At 60.0% G+C, this 15,672-nt stretch carries 13 protein-coding genes; 7 read left to right on the top strand and 6 right to left on the bottom strand.

Features of this window, described 5'->3' with window-relative positions; all coding sequences use genetic code 11:
* Positions 1-91 precede the first annotated feature (91 nt).
* Complete coding sequence (locus ACTG2T_RS00445) at positions 92-586, top strand: hypothetical protein (protein ID WP_042055706.1); 495 nt, start codon at positions 92-94, stop codon at positions 584-586.
* Here ACTG2T_RS00445 and ACTG2T_RS00440 read toward each other — a convergent pair.
* Positions 549-2,189: an EAL domain-containing protein gene (locus ACTG2T_RS00440; RefSeq protein ID WP_227273520.1), complete on the bottom strand. Its 1,641-nt coding sequence runs from the start codon at positions 2,187-2,189 to the stop codon at positions 549-551. The two genes, ACTG2T_RS00445 and ACTG2T_RS00440, sit on opposite strands and share 38 nt — an antisense overlap.
* Positions 2,190-2,378: 189 nt before the next feature.
* On the opposite strand from ACTG2T_RS00440, the gene glgC reads away from it, so the two are divergent.
* The gene (glgC, locus tag ACTG2T_RS00435) at positions 2,379-3,653 is read left to right on the top strand and encodes a glucose-1-phosphate adenylyltransferase (protein ID WP_005337070.1); all 1,275 of its coding nucleotides are present in this window, start codon (positions 2,379-2,381) and stop codon (positions 3,651-3,653) included.
* A gap of 84 nt (positions 3,654-3,737) precedes the next feature.
* Here glgC and ACTG2T_RS00430 read toward each other — a convergent pair whose 3' ends face one another.
* Entirely contained in the window at positions 3,738-5,735 is a 1,998-nt protein-coding gene (locus ACTG2T_RS00430; protein WP_330124421.1) for a hypothetical protein, read from the bottom strand.
* A gap of 195 nt (positions 5,736-5,930) precedes the next feature.
* On the bottom strand, positions 5,931-6,482 hold the full coding sequence (locus tag ACTG2T_RS00425; protein ID WP_139401652.1) for a lipoprotein: 552 nt from the start codon (positions 6,480-6,482) through the stop codon (positions 5,931-5,933).
* Between the two features lie 292 nt (positions 6,483-6,774).
* Here ACTG2T_RS00425 and ACTG2T_RS00420 point away from each other — a divergent pair, with 292 nt between their 5' ends.
* Positions 6,775-7,494, top strand: a complete 720-nt coding sequence (locus ACTG2T_RS00420) for a hypothetical protein (RefSeq protein WP_439973820.1) — start codon at positions 6,775-6,777, stop codon at positions 7,492-7,494.
* Positions 7,495-7,506: 12 nt separating this feature from the next.
* On the opposite strand, the gene ACTG2T_RS00415 is transcribed toward ACTG2T_RS00420, so the two are convergent.
* The 3 genes from ACTG2T_RS00415 to ACTG2T_RS00405 all read right to left on the bottom strand — a co-directional run bounded on the left by ACTG2T_RS00415 (position 7,507) and on the right by ACTG2T_RS00405 (position 11,000).
* A complete protein-coding gene (locus ACTG2T_RS00415) occupies positions 7,507-7,968 on the bottom strand; it encodes a DUF2919 domain-containing protein (RefSeq protein WP_330124419.1) in 462 nt (153 codons plus the stop codon).
* Positions 7,969-8,116: 148 nt separating this feature from the next.
* Complete coding sequence (corA, locus tag ACTG2T_RS00410; protein ID WP_005337059.1) at positions 8,117-9,064, bottom strand: magnesium/cobalt transporter CorA; 948 nt, start codon at positions 9,062-9,064, stop codon at positions 8,117-8,119.
* Positions 9,065-9,356: 292 nt separating this feature from the next.
* Entirely contained in the window at positions 9,357-11,000 is a 1,644-nt protein-coding gene (locus ACTG2T_RS00405) for an electron transfer flavoprotein-ubiquinone oxidoreductase (RefSeq protein WP_330124418.1), read from the bottom strand.
* A gap of 169 nt (positions 11,001-11,169) precedes the next feature.
* Here ACTG2T_RS00405 and ACTG2T_RS00400 point away from each other — a divergent pair, with 169 nt between their 5' ends.
* The 4 genes from ACTG2T_RS00400 (at position 11,170) to aroA (ending at position 15,670) form a co-directional block, all read left to right on the top strand.
* A complete protein-coding gene (locus tag ACTG2T_RS00400; RefSeq protein WP_330124417.1) occupies positions 11,170-11,922 on the top strand; it encodes an electron transfer flavoprotein subunit beta/FixA family protein in 753 nt (250 codons plus the stop codon).
* Positions 11,919-12,845, top strand: coding sequence for an electron transfer flavoprotein subunit alpha/FixB family protein (locus tag ACTG2T_RS00395; protein ID WP_159163772.1), 927 nt, complete (start codon positions 11,919-11,921; stop codon positions 12,843-12,845). The genes ACTG2T_RS00400 and ACTG2T_RS00395 overlap by 4 nt, the downstream gene beginning before the upstream one ends.
* A gap of 225 nt (positions 12,846-13,070) precedes the next feature.
* Positions 13,071-14,159, top strand: coding sequence for a 3-phosphoserine/phosphohydroxythreonine transaminase (gene serC, locus ACTG2T_RS00390; RefSeq protein WP_159163771.1), 1,089 nt, complete (start codon positions 13,071-13,073; stop codon positions 14,157-14,159).
* A gap of 227 nt (positions 14,160-14,386) precedes the next feature.
* Positions 14,387-15,670 (top strand): 3-phosphoshikimate 1-carboxyvinyltransferase, encoded by a 1,284-nt coding sequence (aroA, locus tag ACTG2T_RS00385; protein ID WP_159158784.1) that lies wholly within the window; start codon positions 14,387-14,389, stop codon positions 15,668-15,670.
* The last annotated feature ends 2 nt before the right edge of the window (positions 15,671-15,672 follow it).

Below are 15,672 nucleotides of genomic sequence, written 5' to 3'. Positions count from 1 at the left end.
AATAGCCCGATTGATGAGTTAAAAGCCGATTTGCCTTTGCACCTGTCAGGGGGATGGTCCATCATCAACCTTTTGCCAAGGGAGGAGCGCCATGTTTGTATTCGACGTAACGGGAGCTGCGGGTGAGAAGGCCAGCATTCGGGTGCAGGCCCTGGATTGGGCGCAAGCCGGACCAGTGACCTTCCAGTGCGATGACGATCAGCTGGCGGTCGTGCTTCTGAGCGGTTGTCGTTGCGACGCGGTGGGCTTTTTCAACCTGTTGGCGGGGTGTAAACCTCTCTATATCGAACAGTGGCTCAGCTATCTGCAGGAGAGTGGTCGCATTGGCAAGTGGAGTCACCAGACCGAGAGTCCCGCCGATGGGGACTATCTGGCCAGAGCAGGTCTGGAGCACGATGAACTCAATACCCTGCTTGGCCAGGTCTATCAGGTGGCGGGGTTCAATCGCCTGCAAATCAACCGTTACCTCAAGAACCGCCACAACCCCACCACCCTGGCGACCCGGTACGATCAGAAAGAGCTGGAGCGCTATCGCCAGCTCAATGACATCATTCTGACCCTTTTGAAGCTGAAGCATCCTCAGTAAAGAGCCCCAGTTGGCTGATATCCGGTCGCAGCGGTTGCGGCCGGGCGATCAGATAGCCCTGCAAGCCATCCACGTACATCCCCTGCAGCAGCTGTTTCTGGCCAAGCTGTTCTACCCCCTCTGCAATCACCTGACACCCCATCCGATGTGATACATCGACGATCATCCGCACGAACTGCTGGTTGGTCTGATCCTGCTCCAGCCCGGTGATCAGGGCAGGATCCAGCTTGATGTAGTCGGGCTTGAGCTCGCGAAACAGGGTAAAGGAGCCGATCCCCTTGCCGAAATTGGCGATGGCCGAGCGGCTGCCATTGCGGCGCAGCAGTTCAAACACCCGCTTGGCGCCGGTGAGGTTGCGTTCCAGATGCTCTTCATCCAGTTCGAACACCAGATTGGCGCTGGTATTGGGATCTTTGAGCAGCTGGCGGTCAAGCCAGATCAGGAAGGCGCTGTTTTGCAGCAGGTTGGGGGAGAGGTTGATCCCCCAGCGACTCTGGTTGGCACCAAAGGCCCGGTACTGACGCATGATGTGGGTAATGACCAGCTGCTCCAGCCGCATCACCATATCCAGCCGCTGGGCCATGGCAAATAGGGTGTCGGTGGGCAGGGCGGTGCCGTCATTGCCGCTGAAGCGGGTGTAGATCTCGTTGTAAGCCAGCATGCTGCGGTGCAGGGGCTGGATCGGCTGGTAGGTAAAGCTGAGTCGCTCCTGCGCCAGCACGTCGGTCAGCACGTCGCGCCAGTGGTGTTGGCCCTGCAAATCGGAGGCGCTGTCATCTTGCTGGATGGCCCAGCCGTTGATGGTTTCGGTCTGGGCGCGAGCCAGTGCCAGATCCGCTCTGGCCAGCACGGCTTCAATTTTCTGGCCGCTGCTGAGCTTGGTCAGCCCCGAGTAACCGGTGCTCTCCAGCTCGTGCTGATCCTGATAGTGATCGAAGGCCACCTTCAAATCCTGCCCCAGCAGATGGGGAGGAATATTGGCCACCGGTTGCACCAGCACGGCGAAATCAGCCCCCGAAATGCGGTAGACCTGATTGCCCGGGAAGCGGCTTACCACCCGTTTGATGAGGGCGGCCATGTCCTTGATGTAGGCATCGCCAGACTGGAAGCCGCGCTGGGCGTTGATCTTGCCAAGCTCGGTGGCACGGATCAGCACCAGGGTCGCGGTCTGGGTGTCCTGATCCCGCTGCAGCAACTCGGTCATGTCGCGGCGAAACGCGTGGCGGTTGAGTAGCTGAGTCAGCTCGTCGGTGGTAGCCAGGTTGCTGAGCTCGGTCAGCTGGCGATGGGCGCTCTGCTCGGCACTTTCGAACTGCTCCAGCAGTTGTTGCAGCACCTCCTGGGAGGCGGGCTCATCGAGTTGTGAGGGATCCCGCCCCCTGATCGCCTTGACCCAGGTGAGCTCCTGATGCTGGAGCATGCCATCCATGGTGCGGATGGCCAGCATCAACAGCAGGATCATGCCAAGCAGTGTGGTGGCCAGAATAATGGCCAAAGTAAGCGGTGTGCTCTGCAGGGCTAACCAAACTGCTTGCAGGAGCAGCAGGGGTATGGTCACTATGGTGGCGATCAGAAAGAGGGTACGTCCGAGCTTGTGAACCATCTTGTCATCCTTGAAGTGGCTGCTTTGTGGGGGAATTTTAACCAAGCTGGCGGAGCAAAGCATGCTATTCCTCGCAACTCGGTGAAAAGGGTCAATTGAGATCGGTTAAATGTGAGTGAAACCACTTTCACAGGTGCCGAAACAGGCGAAGATGAGTTGAAAATAGATCAAACAAGGCAGAGGTAAATCATGTTGCTAGAGCCCGAAAATAGTGCCAAAGCACGACAATTATTGAACCAGAGTATGGCACTGGTGCTGGCGGGTGGACGTGGTAGTCGCCTGAAGCAGTTGACTGACAACCGCGCCAAGCCTGCCGTCCATTTCGGTGGCAAATTCCGGATCATTGATTTTGTGCTCTCCAACTGTATCAACTCGGGGATCCGCCGCGTTGGTGTAGTCACCCAATACAAATCTCACAGCCTGCTGCGTCACCTGCAATCGGGCTGGTCCTTCCTGCGTTACCAGATGAACGAATTCATCGACCTGCTCCCTGCCCAGCAACGGGTAGACGAGGTGCACTGGTATCGCGGCACCGCCGATGCCATCTACCAGAACGTCGATATCATCCGTGACTACGGCCCCAAATACTTGGTGGTGCTGGCGGGGGATCACATCTACAAGATGGATTACGCCGCCATGTTGCTCGACCATGTGCGCCTCGGTGCCAAGGTGACGGTCGCTTGTATCGAGGTGCCGCGGGCCGAGGCATCCGCCTTCGGGATCATGGATATCGACGAGCAGCGCAAGATCCGCGCCTTCGTCGAAAAACCGGCCAATCCGCCCGCCATGCCAGGTTGCGAAGATCGCTCGCTGGCCTCCATGGGGATCTATATCTTCGAGGCGGAGTACCTCTACCAACTGCTGGAGGAGGATATTCACAATCAGGACTCCAAACACGACTTCGGGATGGATGTGATCCCCCGCATCGTGGAGGAGGGGATGGCATTTGCTCACCCCTTCAACATGTCCTGTGTCGGGGCGCGCGAGGGGCAAAAGCCCTACTGGCGTGACGTGGGTACGCTGGACTCCTTCTGGGAAGCGAACATGGATCTCGCCTCCGTGCTGCCCGAGCTCGATATCTACGATCAGAACTGGCCCATCTGGACCAGCCAGACCCTGACGCCACCGGCCAAGTTTGTGCAGGATCGCAATGGTCAGCATGGCATGACCATCAACTCCATGTTCTCGGGCGGTACCATCGTCAGCGGGTCGTTCGTGCTCAACTCGGTGCTCTTTACCAATGTGCGGGTGCACTCCTTCTGCACCCTGGATCAGGCCATCATCTTCCCCGGGGTCGAGATTGGCGCCGGTTGCCGTCTGCGCCGGGTGGTGGTGGACAAGGGATGTGTGCTGCCCGATGGGCTGGTGGTGGGCGAGAATGCCGATGAGGATAGCCGCCGCTTCTACCGCTCCGAGCAGGGGATTGTGCTGGTGACCAAGGAGATGCTGGACAAGCTGGTTTGAGGAAGGCCCTTGAAACTGTGTCAGACGCTGTAATGCAAAGGGAGCCAAGTTGGCTCCCTTTTTCATGCTGGTGAATGGCGAGGATTATTCGCTAACCACCGCTTTGGCGGCCATCACCATGGCGGTGCCGTGCTTGCCACCGGCGGCGGTCACTTGCGGTACGCCATCTTCATCGGTGTCGCTGCCGGCACCTTCGATGATGTTCTCGCCGGAGTCACCGATCCACTCGGCCATCTGCATGCCACCGTTGACGGTGCCACGGAACCAGCTGACGTACTGACCGGTCAGCTTTGCCAGCTCCAGCTCGGGCGCCTTCTCGGCCCCTTCGTTGCGCAGGTTCAGCATGGCAGAGCGCAGGGCGCCGGAGATGGCAGCCTGGGTCCAGGGAGTGTATTCACCCTGCTTGCCAGCCAGCCAGGTTCCCGCCTTGGCATTGAAGTAGGCCTTGTCGGCGGCGATAAACAGTTCGCGCGCCGCGGTGCGGTACTTGGCATCGGAGGTGGCGAGGAACGCAGCCGTCAGACCACGGATGGCGGCGAACTGTGCATCGATGGAGTGGCTGGCATCGAGCTTGCCACCCAGGGTGATGCCATCATGCACCAGACCATTTTTGCCCTTGAGGTTGGCAAGGATGAAATCGGCCTGTTTGCGGATCAAGTCGAGCGCCTCTTGACCCTGCTGGGTCTTGAGGTTCAGCTCGCCATTGTCACCGGCGGCGTAACCGACCGGCAGCGCATCCTGAGCGCGCTGGAAGATCTGCAGGGCGACCAGTGCGTAAGCGGCGTCAAAGGTGGTGACGTGCTTGCCCTGTTTGCCTGCCTGCCAGCTGTCGACCAGGGTACCAGCCTTGGTATCAAAGTGCAGGGCTACCAGGTTCTTGAAGGTGTGGTTTGAGAGATTGATCGCCAGCGAGAAGGCATCGCTGCCCGCGACCGCTTTGCCCAGGTCATTGGTCTTGTTGGCAGCCGGTGCGGCGGCAAACGGCGTACCGTCAAACACGGCGTGGAAGGCCGGGTTCTGGTTGGTGTTGGCGCTGCGCTGATCGCTGAAGGCATAGAACTCGGAGAGCGGCCACAGCATCATCCAGGCATCGCGCAGCTGGGCGGAGCCATCCACCACCTCCAGCTTGCCGATGGCACCGGCATCGTTGTTGCTGGTTTCGGTCACTTTCACCTGATGGGGGAAGTAGACAACGCCCTTGGCCGGATCGTACTGCGGGGTGATCTTGGCGCCCAGTTGCTTGCCATCGAAGCCAAGCTGGTTCTGCATGATGGCCAGCTTGTCGATGGATTGCTCGGTCAGCATCATGCCGTTGAAGCCATCGGCGGCAGAGACGCCCAGCTTGTGCTTGCCATCCTGATCCATGGTGGCGGAGGCGGCTTCTACCTCTTCATCGGTCTCGGCCACGTGCATGCCACCGAGGAAGTCTTGCGACCACATCACCTCTTTGAGCAGGATGCCGCCCACCGCTGCGGGCACCAGCAGGTTGTCGCTGCCGCTCCAGCGCAGGGTGCTGTAGTCACGGAAGTAGGCGGGCACCTGGGTCTTAACGGTTTTCTCGGTGCCTTTGGCGGTCTTGATGGTGATCTGATCGCCATTGACCGGGGTGGCGTTGATGGCCTGGGCAAACTCCGGATTGGCGGAGGCATAGGGCAGGGAGAGGGGATACATGCCCTGCGGCACTTCATCCGCCGGGAAGCCAACGGCATCGGCCATGGCCAGCACCCGTTGCCCCAGAGAGGCCATGGTGCCACCACGAGCCAGGTTTTGCGGCCCGTTTACCAGATGCGGGCCCATGCCGGATTGGTAGTTGAGGGCGTACATCGCCTCTTCGGAGTATTCGTAGGATTCGATGCCGGCAGCGAAGTCGAACGGGGTCGGCTCATCGGCACGGTTGGCATCCAGCACATCCAGGTCCAGCCCCAGCGCTTCGGCCAGCGGCTCACCGGAGAGCTCGAATTCGGTATAGGCCAGCATGTTGGCGGCGGTATTGAATGTCTTATCTTCGACCTTGACAGCAGCGTGTGCGGCGCCGCTAATCAGTGCGCAGGCAATCGCCTGAACCAGTACGGTTTTTCTCATGTCCCTTCTCACCATTGGTTTTATTATTGACGCTTCTCATAACGAATCTAAATGAGAATGGTCTGCATTATGCTGTGTTGAGGGAGACTTGAGAAGTAAAAAACCGCCCCATTCGGCTGCACGTTAAACCGGATGTGCGCTGTCGAAGAGGACGGTTATCTGTTTATTGCGCTGAAAGTGCCAGTGCGGTGGGGATCAGAGCAGTTTGAACGGGATGATCAGACGGCCAGGCTCCACCTTGAGGGCTTCGACCTTCTCCTTGATCCTGGCTTCGTTCTTGCGGCTGCTGTCGAGGCGATAGACCGGGGTCTGCGACAAGAACAGGGAGAGCGACTGATTGAAGGTGGGCAGCAGCGGGGTGAGGGCAGCCCCGATATCGGCCGGCTCAGTCTTGACCGAGACCAGCTCAAGGTCGCGCAGATAGATGGCGCCTTGATCGGCCACATAGTCCGGGCGTGCGCTCAGGGCAAAGCGGATCTTCATCTGCTGGCTGCCAAGGGGGCTGCTCACCTGCAGGTCGCCAGCGGCGTCCAGCTCGATGCGATCTGCTTGTTTGCGGCCGATACGGCTCTGCATCTCATCCAGACGGATCTTGCTCGACATGATACCGGGGATCCCCAGCTGTTTTTCAAAAGAGACCTGATCTTTGAGGTACTGGTTGATTTCGGCCTCGCTGACGTTGTACTGGGTCAGGGAGCAGGCCCCCAGCAGTAGGGCGAGGGGGAGTAACAACAACTGTTTCAACATGATGGATTCCGCTTGGGCAACTATGATGGCGCTATCTTACGCGATAACGGGCGTGGAATGAGAGCCTCATACCGTGGGAAATCACGGAGTTGCAGCATTCCCGATTGTTTTTTGGCAACCGCCGGGTTCATCATCGACGGGTGAGCGGAATAGGGCCGATCAGTTGGCTGCGGGTGTGGGTCTACGCCTGAGCAGAGAGAGAACAGAGAGCGAGAAGAGCAAAGAGAACGAGGAGAGCGTAATGGTTCGGATGGGCAAGGTTGGCCGCAGGGCGCTGCTGTGGCTTGGCTGCATGATGGGACTCTGGAGCCCATCGCTGTGGGCCGAGGTGAAAGTGATCCCGGTCTTCGAGGCGCAGGCGGCGGTGCAGACCCTCAAGGAGATCTATCCCCAGCTTGGGGTGAGTGCCATGGGGAATCAGTTGGTGCTGAGCGGGACGCCAGCCCAGCTGCAGGAGGCCGAAGCCACGCTGGCGCAGATCAACCAGCCACCGCAAAGCCTGCTTATCGAGTGGCGGGTCGATGGTGTCGCCAGCGGTCAGCAACTGGGGGGCTCAATCAGTCGCGACGAGGCCAAGCGGCAGTGGTTGCTCGATGGTAGCGCACAGCAGTACCAGCGTAGCCAGAACGACAGCTGGCAGGTGCGCGGGCTGTCGGGCCGTCCCGTGCTGCTGCAGATGGGCTCCTATCAACCGGTGACTTTCTACCAATGGAACGGGGGGGCCGTGGTGGGGATGATGCCGCTGGTGAACGGCCTCTATGCCACGGCCACCTTGATTGGCGATCGGGTGCAGATTGCGCTGAGCAGTGAACAGGCGAGGCTGGATCAGGGCACCATCAATCGTGGGCAGAGTGCCACCGAGGTGAGCGGGGCCCCGGGCCAGTGGCTGACGGTGGGGGAGCTCTCGACCAGCTCAGCGGATCAGGGGAGCAGCCTCGGTACCCAGCTACAGGGGGGGCGAGGCAGCCAGAGCGAGCGCCAGACCCTGCAGATCCGGGTCACTCGTCAATAGGTGTCAGCCCCGTCAGTGGGGCTGATCTGCGGCATATTCCCGTAGCTGGCGACTGCGCAGCAGATACCAGAGCGCCCAGAGGCTGGCGACCAGCACCAGTGCGGTGGGCCAGCTGAATGACCACTTCTGCAGATTGAGGCTGTGCAACTGCATCAGCAGGCCGCTGACGGCAGAGCAGAGCAGCAGCAGCGGGCTGTGGCGCCGGAGTCTGGCGCGAATGCTCCGGGTCTGCTGATAGGTGCCGCCGCAGGCGAGCAACGCCAGGATGGCGGGCACGTCGGTCAGCAGGCTGATGTAGAGGGTGATCTTGTCCGGATAGAAGAGGGTCAGAATCTCGCTGCCGCTCTCGCGGGTGACCCCTGCCATCAAAAAGAGCCAGACCGAGCGGGTCAGCAACAGGGCGATGGGCCAGAACCAGAGGGGCGGGCGCAACTGGCCGTGATCGTCATATCGGTGTTCGGGGTAGAGGGTCATGGTTGCCCGTTATCCACTTGAATTGAGTGATGGAGGGGATATGGGGCGACGAAGCGCCCTTTGCAAGGCGTTGGGCGTGGTGCAAATTAATCGGGGGGCAATGCCCCCCAATCGGTTTCTTCAGATATCGCATCGCGCGTCGGCGGCGTTACAGCCAGCCTTTGCGCTTGAAGAAGAGGCCGGTGCCGAGCGATGACATCACCATCAGCACCAGTGACATCGGATAACCATATTCCCAGGCGAGCTCCGGCATGCGGCCGAAGTTCATGCCGTAGATACTGGCGATCAGGGTCGGCGGCAGGAAGATCACGGCGGCTACCGAGAAGATCTTGATCACCTTGTTCTGCTCCAGATTGGTCACCCCCATGGAGGCCTCCAGCTGGAAGTTGATCTTGTCGAACAGGAACTGGGTGTGGGGCAAGAGAGATTCCACGTCGTGCAGCATCTCGTCAATCCACTTGTTCTGCTCAAGGCTCATGCGCTGGCGCAGGCTGCGTTTGAGAAAACGCAGGGCGCGGCGGGTATCGTGCAGAGAGAGACGGATCTGGCCGTTGGCCTCTTCCTGTGCCATCAACTCTTTCAGCATGGGGTTGATCTGATCCGGCTCGAAGATCTGATCGGCTGTGTTTTCCAAGGTCTTGTAACCATCTTCGATAAGGTCGGAGAGGTACTCCACCTTGAGGTTCTGCACCTCCAGCAGGATGTCGAGGGCATCCTCCACCTCCAGCCGATCCTGGCGCATATAGTGACGCAGCAGGCGCACCAGCCCGATGTCATCTTCACGAATGCTGATCAGCAGGTTGTTGCGCAGGGTAAAGGAGACGTGGACACCTTTGGTGTCACGACCGATCCGCTGGGGAAACAGGGAGTGAATGTGCAGACCATCGGTATCCCAGTAGAAACGGGCGGATGCTTCGATGTCGTCGAGCTCTTCCTTGTCGGGGACCTCTTCCAGGAACAGGCCCGTCAACCATTCTCGCTCTGCCGTGTCCGGCTTGTAGGCATCCAGCCAGACCGTGTTGTCAGGTACTATGTCGTCAGGCCCGAGCGTGACTATATCCAGCACCTTGTTGTTGAGAATGTAGGCGGTGATCATCTGTCCCCCCTTAAAAAGTCATGGGTAATCAGGGATGGTTGCACAGGTCATGCGGCCTTAGATCGCTGCAGAAGGCGATCCCGTGGATAAGCAGATCGGGCCGATGGAAAACCTGAATGCGGCGAACTATACAGGGGCGGGCCGCGCTTGTCAGGGGCTATTCATCAGGGATTCAGCTTGTTTGTTCAAAAAAACAGCGAGGTCGGATCACCTGAGCGGCTATGCGGGGTAGAACCCACCTTTGGCTGGGGGAGGGCTAGCTGGGGCTGCTTGTTGCCGCTGCCCCGCGTCATCACATATTCGGATAATTGGGCCCGGAGCCCCCCTGTGGCGGTGTCCAGATGATATTTTGACTGGGATCTTTAATGTCACAGGTTTTGCAGTGGATGCAGTTGGCGGCGTTGATTTGCAGTTTGGCCGCGCCTTCCATTTCCAGCACTTCAAACACCCCGGCCGGGCAGTAGCGTTGGGCGGGTTCGGCCCAGGTGGGCAGATTGACCTCGACCGGAATGCGCTCGTCCTGCAGCTTGAGGTGGCAAGGCTGATCCTCGTCGTGACTGGTGTTGGCCAGATACACAGACGAGAGCTTGTCAAAGCTCAGTCTGCCATCGGGTTTGGGATAATGGATGGGCTCGCAGCGGCTGGCCACGCGTAGCTGACGGTAATCGTGAGCCTTATCGAGCAGCTTGAAGGGCGAGTTTGCGCCAAACAGCCGTTGCTCCAGCCAGTTGAAGGCACCGCCCAACCAGGGACCATAGCGGTGAAGCGCCGCGCCGAAGTTACGCGCTGCCTTGAGTTCGCGGGCCAGCCAGCTCTGGTGCAGCTCGTCACCATACTGGGCCCGATCCCGGCCTCCCTCATCGCCCCCCCGCAGGGCCATCGCGACGGTTTTTGCCGCCAGCATCCCCGATTTCATGGCGGTGTGGATCCCCTTGATGCGGGAAAAGTCGAGGGTGCCGGCATCGCAGCCGATCAGCAGGCCGCCTGGGAAGTGCATGCGGGGCAGGGCGTGCCAGCCCCCCTTGGTGATGGCGCGGGCGCCATAGCTGATGCGTTCACCCCCTTGCAACACGCCGGCGATAAGCGGGTGATGCTTGAAGCGCTGGAATTCGTCGAACGGGCTGAGCCAGGGATTCTGGTAGTTGAGATCGACAATCAGCCCGACCGCGACCTGATCCCCCTCCATGTGATAGAGATAGAAACCGCCGTGGCTATTGCCGCCCCCCTGCTTGCCGAGGGGCCAGCCACTGCCGTGCAGCACCTGTCCTGCTTTGCCTTGGCCAGCGGGAAGCTGCCATAGCTCCTTGAAGCCGATGGCATAGTGCTGGGGCTGGGCAGGGCTTGCCAGATTGAATGTGGCGATCAGCTGCTTGCCGAGATGACCGCGGGCCCCCTCGGCAAAGAGGGTGTAGCGGCCGAGCAGCGCCATCCCGGGTACATGATCTGCTTTTGGGTTGCCTGCCCGATCCAGCCCCAGATCGCCGGTGATCACCCCCTTGACCCGGCCCGCCTCCATGATAAGTTCGCTGGCGGTAAACCCCGGGTATATTTCGACCCCCAGTTTTTCCGCCTGTTGGCCAAGCCAGCGGCAAAGGTTGCCGAGGCTGACGATGTGACAGCCCTCATTGTGCATCCGGGGTGGCACCGCCCAGGCGGGGAGTTGCAGGGAGCGTTGCTCGCTTTGCAGCAGATGCACCTGATCGTCGCTGACCGGCACGCCGAGCGGCGCTTGCTGCCAGCAATCCGGCAGCAGCTCTTGCAAGGCGACGGGATCAAACAGGGCGCCGGAGAGCAGATGGGCGCCAATTTCCGCCCCCTTCTCCAGCAGACAGACAGAGAGAGTGGCATCCTGCTGTTTCAGGGCGATGGCTGCACTGAGCCCCGCCGGACCGCCGCCGACGATGACGACATCAAATTCCATTGCTTCCCGTTCCATCTTGCCTCTGCGCTCTGGTTGGCCTAGGGTAATGCTGGTAGTTTACGTAAACGTAAAGCAGTTGTAAGCAAAACTGAGCAAGAAAAAGCAAAAAATCAGGGAAGAGCGTACTGCAACAAACGCAGAGGCACACTAATGAATTCAATCCAAAGAGACGAGGCATGACCCCATGAAGCTGCTGGTCGCGATCAAACGGGTAGTCGACTACAACGTCAAGATCCGGGTGAAGGGAGACGGCTCCGACGTGGAGCTGGCCAATGTGAAGATGGGGATCAACCCCTTTTGTGAAATTGCGGTGGAGGAGGGGGTCAGGCTGCGGGAAGCCGGGGTTGCCAGCGAGCTGGTGGTGGTGACCTTTGGCCCTGACGCTGCCGCCGAGCAACTGCGCCATGGGCTGGCGCTGGGGGCGGATCGGGCGCTGCATTATGTCACCGATGAGACGCTCGCCCCGCTGACGGTTGCCCGCGCCTTGCACAAGGTGTGTGAGCAGGAGCAGCCGGATCTGGTGCTGCTCGGCAAGCAGTCCATCGATTCAGACAACAATCAGGTGGCCCAGATGCTGGCTGCCCTCAATGATTGGCCGCTGGCGACCTGCGCGTCCGCCCTCAAGGTGGAAGCTGCTGAGCTGCTGGTGACCCGCGAAATCGACGGTGGCCTCGAGACCCTGGGCATGCCGTTGCCTGCGGTGGTGAGCGCCGATCTGCGTTTGAATGAACCGCGCTTTGCCTCGCTGCCCAACATCATGAAGGCCAAGCGCAAGCCGCTTGATAGCGCCCCGTTCTCGACACTCGCTGTTGAGGTGGCCAACCAGACCCGTTTGCTCGGGGTGATGGCGCCGCCAGCCCGCAGCGCCGGGATCAAGGTGGGCTCGGTGGACGAGCTGGTGGACAAACTCAAACACGAAGTGAAGGTGCTGCCATGAGCGTGCTGATCATTGCCGAACATCATCAGGGCCATCTGGCCGACAACGTGGCACAACTGGTCACCGCCGCCGTCTCCATCGGCGGTCAGGTTGACCTGCTGTTGCTGGGGCAGGGACTGACCGAGGCGAGTGAACAGGCGGCAGCTCTCGGCGGCGTCGACAAGGTGTTGCTTGCCGAGCATCCCCTGCTGGCCGACGGGCTGCTGGATGGGGTCGACAAGCTGCTGGCCAGCTGGTGCGAAGGTTACAGCCACTGCCTGATGGCGGCGAGTACCATGGGCAAGGCGCTGCTGCCACAGGTAGCGGCCCGGCTCGGGGTGGAGATGCTCTCCGAGGTGACGGCTATCGAGAGCAGCGACACCTTCCTGCGCCCCATCTATGCGGGCAATGCCATCGCCAGAGTGGCAAGCTCGGCGCCCGTCAAGGTGATGACGGTGCGGGCCACCGCGTTTGCCAAGGCGGCAACGGGCGGGCAGGCTCTCATCGAGCACTTGGCCGTGCCCGAATTCGCTGGTCGTACCCGGTTGGTCGAGCGCCGCGCGGTGCGCTCCAGCAGGCCCGAACTGACCGCCGCTCGGGTGGTTGTCTCCGGCGGCCGGGCTCTGGGCTCCAAGACGCAGTTTGCTTTGATAGAAGCGCTGGCCGACAAGCTGGGCGGCGCGGTGGGGGCATCGCGGGCCGCCGTTGATGCGGGATATGTCGCCAACGATCTGCAAGTGGGACAGACCGGCAAGGTGGTGGCGCCGGAGCTCTATATCGCGGTCGGTATCTCGGGGGCCATCCAGCATCTGGCGGGGATGAAGGAGTCGAAGGTGATCGTGGCCATCAACAAGGACAGTGAAGCCCCCATCTTTCAGGTGGCTGACTACGGGCTGGTGGGGGATCTCTTCACCCTGCTGCCGGAGCTCACCGCCAAACTGTAAATTTGTCAGAAATGGCTGAGCTGTGGTGGTTTATGCGCTCTGCCCGCCATTTCTGTGCATGTTCCCTGCAAGCCCTGACCCGTTCAGGGCTTTTTCTACTGCAAGGGGGACGCCGAGTGATGGTAAAAGGTTGAGCCAGCTCCCAAAAAGCCTTTGATCCGCTGGCTGCTCTTGTGTAAAACCTGACAAGTCATCGATTACTCTCATCCACTCACGGAAAGCGTCATGAGCAAACAGATTTACAACTTCTGCGCCGGCCCCGCCATGCTGCCGGTTGAAGTCATGGAGCGCGCCCAGCGCGAGTTTTGTAATTTTCAGGGGCTGGGAGCCTCGGTCATGGAGCTTTCCCATCGCGGCAAGCCCTACATGGCGGTTGCCGAGAAGGCCGAAGCGGATCTGCGCGAACTGCTGGCTGTGCCGGACAACTACAAGGTGCTCTTCATGCACGGTGGCGGCCGCGGTCAGTTCTCCGCCGTGCCCATGAACCTGCTGGGCGGGGCCAACAAGAAGGCGGACTTCCTGCTGACCGGTGTCTGGTCCCAGAGTGCGGTGGATGAAGCCAAAAAGTATGGCGATATCCAGATCTTCCAGGGGGTTGCCAAGAACGAACAGGGGATCTCTCACCTGCTGCCGACCCCGGCGTTTCGCGCCGATGCGGCTTATGTTCACTACTGCCCGAACGAAACCATTGATGGCATCGAGATGTTCGACATCCCGGCCACCGGCGAGGTGCCGCTGGTAGCAGATCTCTCCTCCACCATTCTCTCCCGTCCTCTCGATGTGAGCCGCTTTGGCATCATCTATGCTGGTGCCCAGAAAAATATCGGGCCGTCCGGGCTTGCCATCGCCATCGTGCGCGATGACCTGCTGGATCAGGCGAGAGCCGATGTCCCCTCGATTTTTGACTACAAACTCACTGCCAAGAACGACTCCATGTTCAACACGCCGCCCACCTACGCCTGGTATCTGGCCGGTCTGGTATTCGAGTGGCTGAAAGAACAGGGTGGCCTCGAGGCAATGGAAGCGCGCAACAAGGAGAAGGCAGACTTCCTGTATGACTATCTCGATCAGTCGAGCTTCTATGGCAATCAGGTGGATGTCAGCTGCCGTTCGCGGATGAACATCCCGTTCCAGCTGAAAAATGCCGAGCTGGACAAGCAGTTCCTGGCAGAATCGGAAGCGGCTGGCCTGCTGGCCCTCAAAGGACACCGCATTGTCGGTGGCATGCGCGCCAGCATCTACAACGCCATGCCGCTGGAGGGGGTGAAGGCCCTGGTGAGCTTTATGGATGGCTTTGCCAAGCGCAACGGCTGAGAAGAGAGTACTCACATGCTTGCTGGCGGCCTCTCGTGACAACTCGTGAGCCGCTTCCAGCTATTGCAGTGATTCAAGACGCCGGGGATACCCCGGCGTCTTTTTTTCAACAGAACCAGCGCGCTGGCGTTTGCCGTGCGATTTCCCCTGAAAGTGCCCTTGCCGAGCGGGACGCAGGCTGTTAACGTCCGGACAGGCGTTTATTTTTGAGATAGCACAGGAAGTCTATGAATTCGTTGCGTTTGGAACCCATTTCTCGTGTGGCCGGAGAGGTCAATCTGCCCGGCTCCAAGAGTGTCTCTAACCGTGCGCTGCTGCTGGCAGCGCTGGCTCGTGGCACCACCCGTCTGACCAACCTGCTCGACAGCGATGACATTCGTCATATGCTGGCTGCGCTGACCCAGCTCGGGGTCAAGTACAAGCTCTCCGCCGACAAGACCGAGTGTACCGTGCAGGGTCTGGGCCGCAGCTTTGCGGTAAAAGAGCCGGTCAATCTGTTCCTCGGCAACGCCGGTACTGCCATGCGACCGCTCTGCGCCGCGCTATGCCTCGGCTCAGGTGAATATACCCTGGGCGGTGAGCCGCGCATGGAAGAGCGTCCCATCGGCCATCTGGTGGATGCCCTGCGTGAAGCGGGTGCCCATATCCAGTACCTGAAACACGATGGTTATCCGCCGCTGGTGGTGGATGCCAAGGGGCTGTGGGGCGGCGATGTGCACGTCGACGGCTCCGTCTCCAGCCAGTTCCTGACCGCATTTTTGATGGCGGCGCCAATGGCGGCCGGTGATACCCGGATCCACATCAAGGGAGAGCTGGTCTCCAAGCCCTACATCGACATCACCCTGCACATCATGAAGCAGTTCGGGGTGGTCATCGAGCACGACAACTACAAGCTGTTCTACATCAAGGGCAACCAGACCTACATCAGCCCGGGTGATTTTCTGGTGGAAGGAGATGCCTCGAGCGCCTCCTACTTCCTCGCGGCGGGTGCCATCAAGGGCAAGGTGCGGGTCACCGGTATTGGCAAGCACAGCATTCAGGGTGATATCCACTTCGCCGACGTGCTGGAGAAGATGGGCGCGCGCATCACCTGGGGCGATGATTTTATCGAGGCGGAGCAGGCACCGCTGCACGGAGTGGATATGGACATGAACCATATTCCCGATGCGGCCATGACCATCGCGGTTGCCGCGCTGTTTGCCGAGGGGCCGACCTCCATTCGCAATATCTACAACTGGCGGGTGAAAGAGACCGATCGTCTGCACGCCATGGCGACCGAGCTGCGCAAGCTGGGCGTCGAAGTGGAGGAGGGGCATGACTTTATCACCGTGACCCCGCCGACCCAGCTCAAGCACGCCGATATCGATACCTACAACGATCACCGTATCGCCATGTGCTTCTCGCTGGTGGCGTTGTCGGATACCCCGGTCACCATCAATGATCCCAAGTGCACGTCGAAGACCTTCCCGGATTACTTCGACAAGCTGGCCAGTATCAGCCAGCGTGGCTGATC

This window comes from Aeromonas sp. 75A (genome assembly GCF_051919425.1).
In the GTDB taxonomy this organism is placed as follows: Bacteria; Pseudomonadota; Gammaproteobacteria; order Enterobacterales; family Aeromonadaceae; genus Aeromonas; species Aeromonas veronii.
The sequence above is the reverse complement of the archived record's forward strand: the minus strand, read 5'-3'. Positions and strand labels throughout refer to the sequence as shown.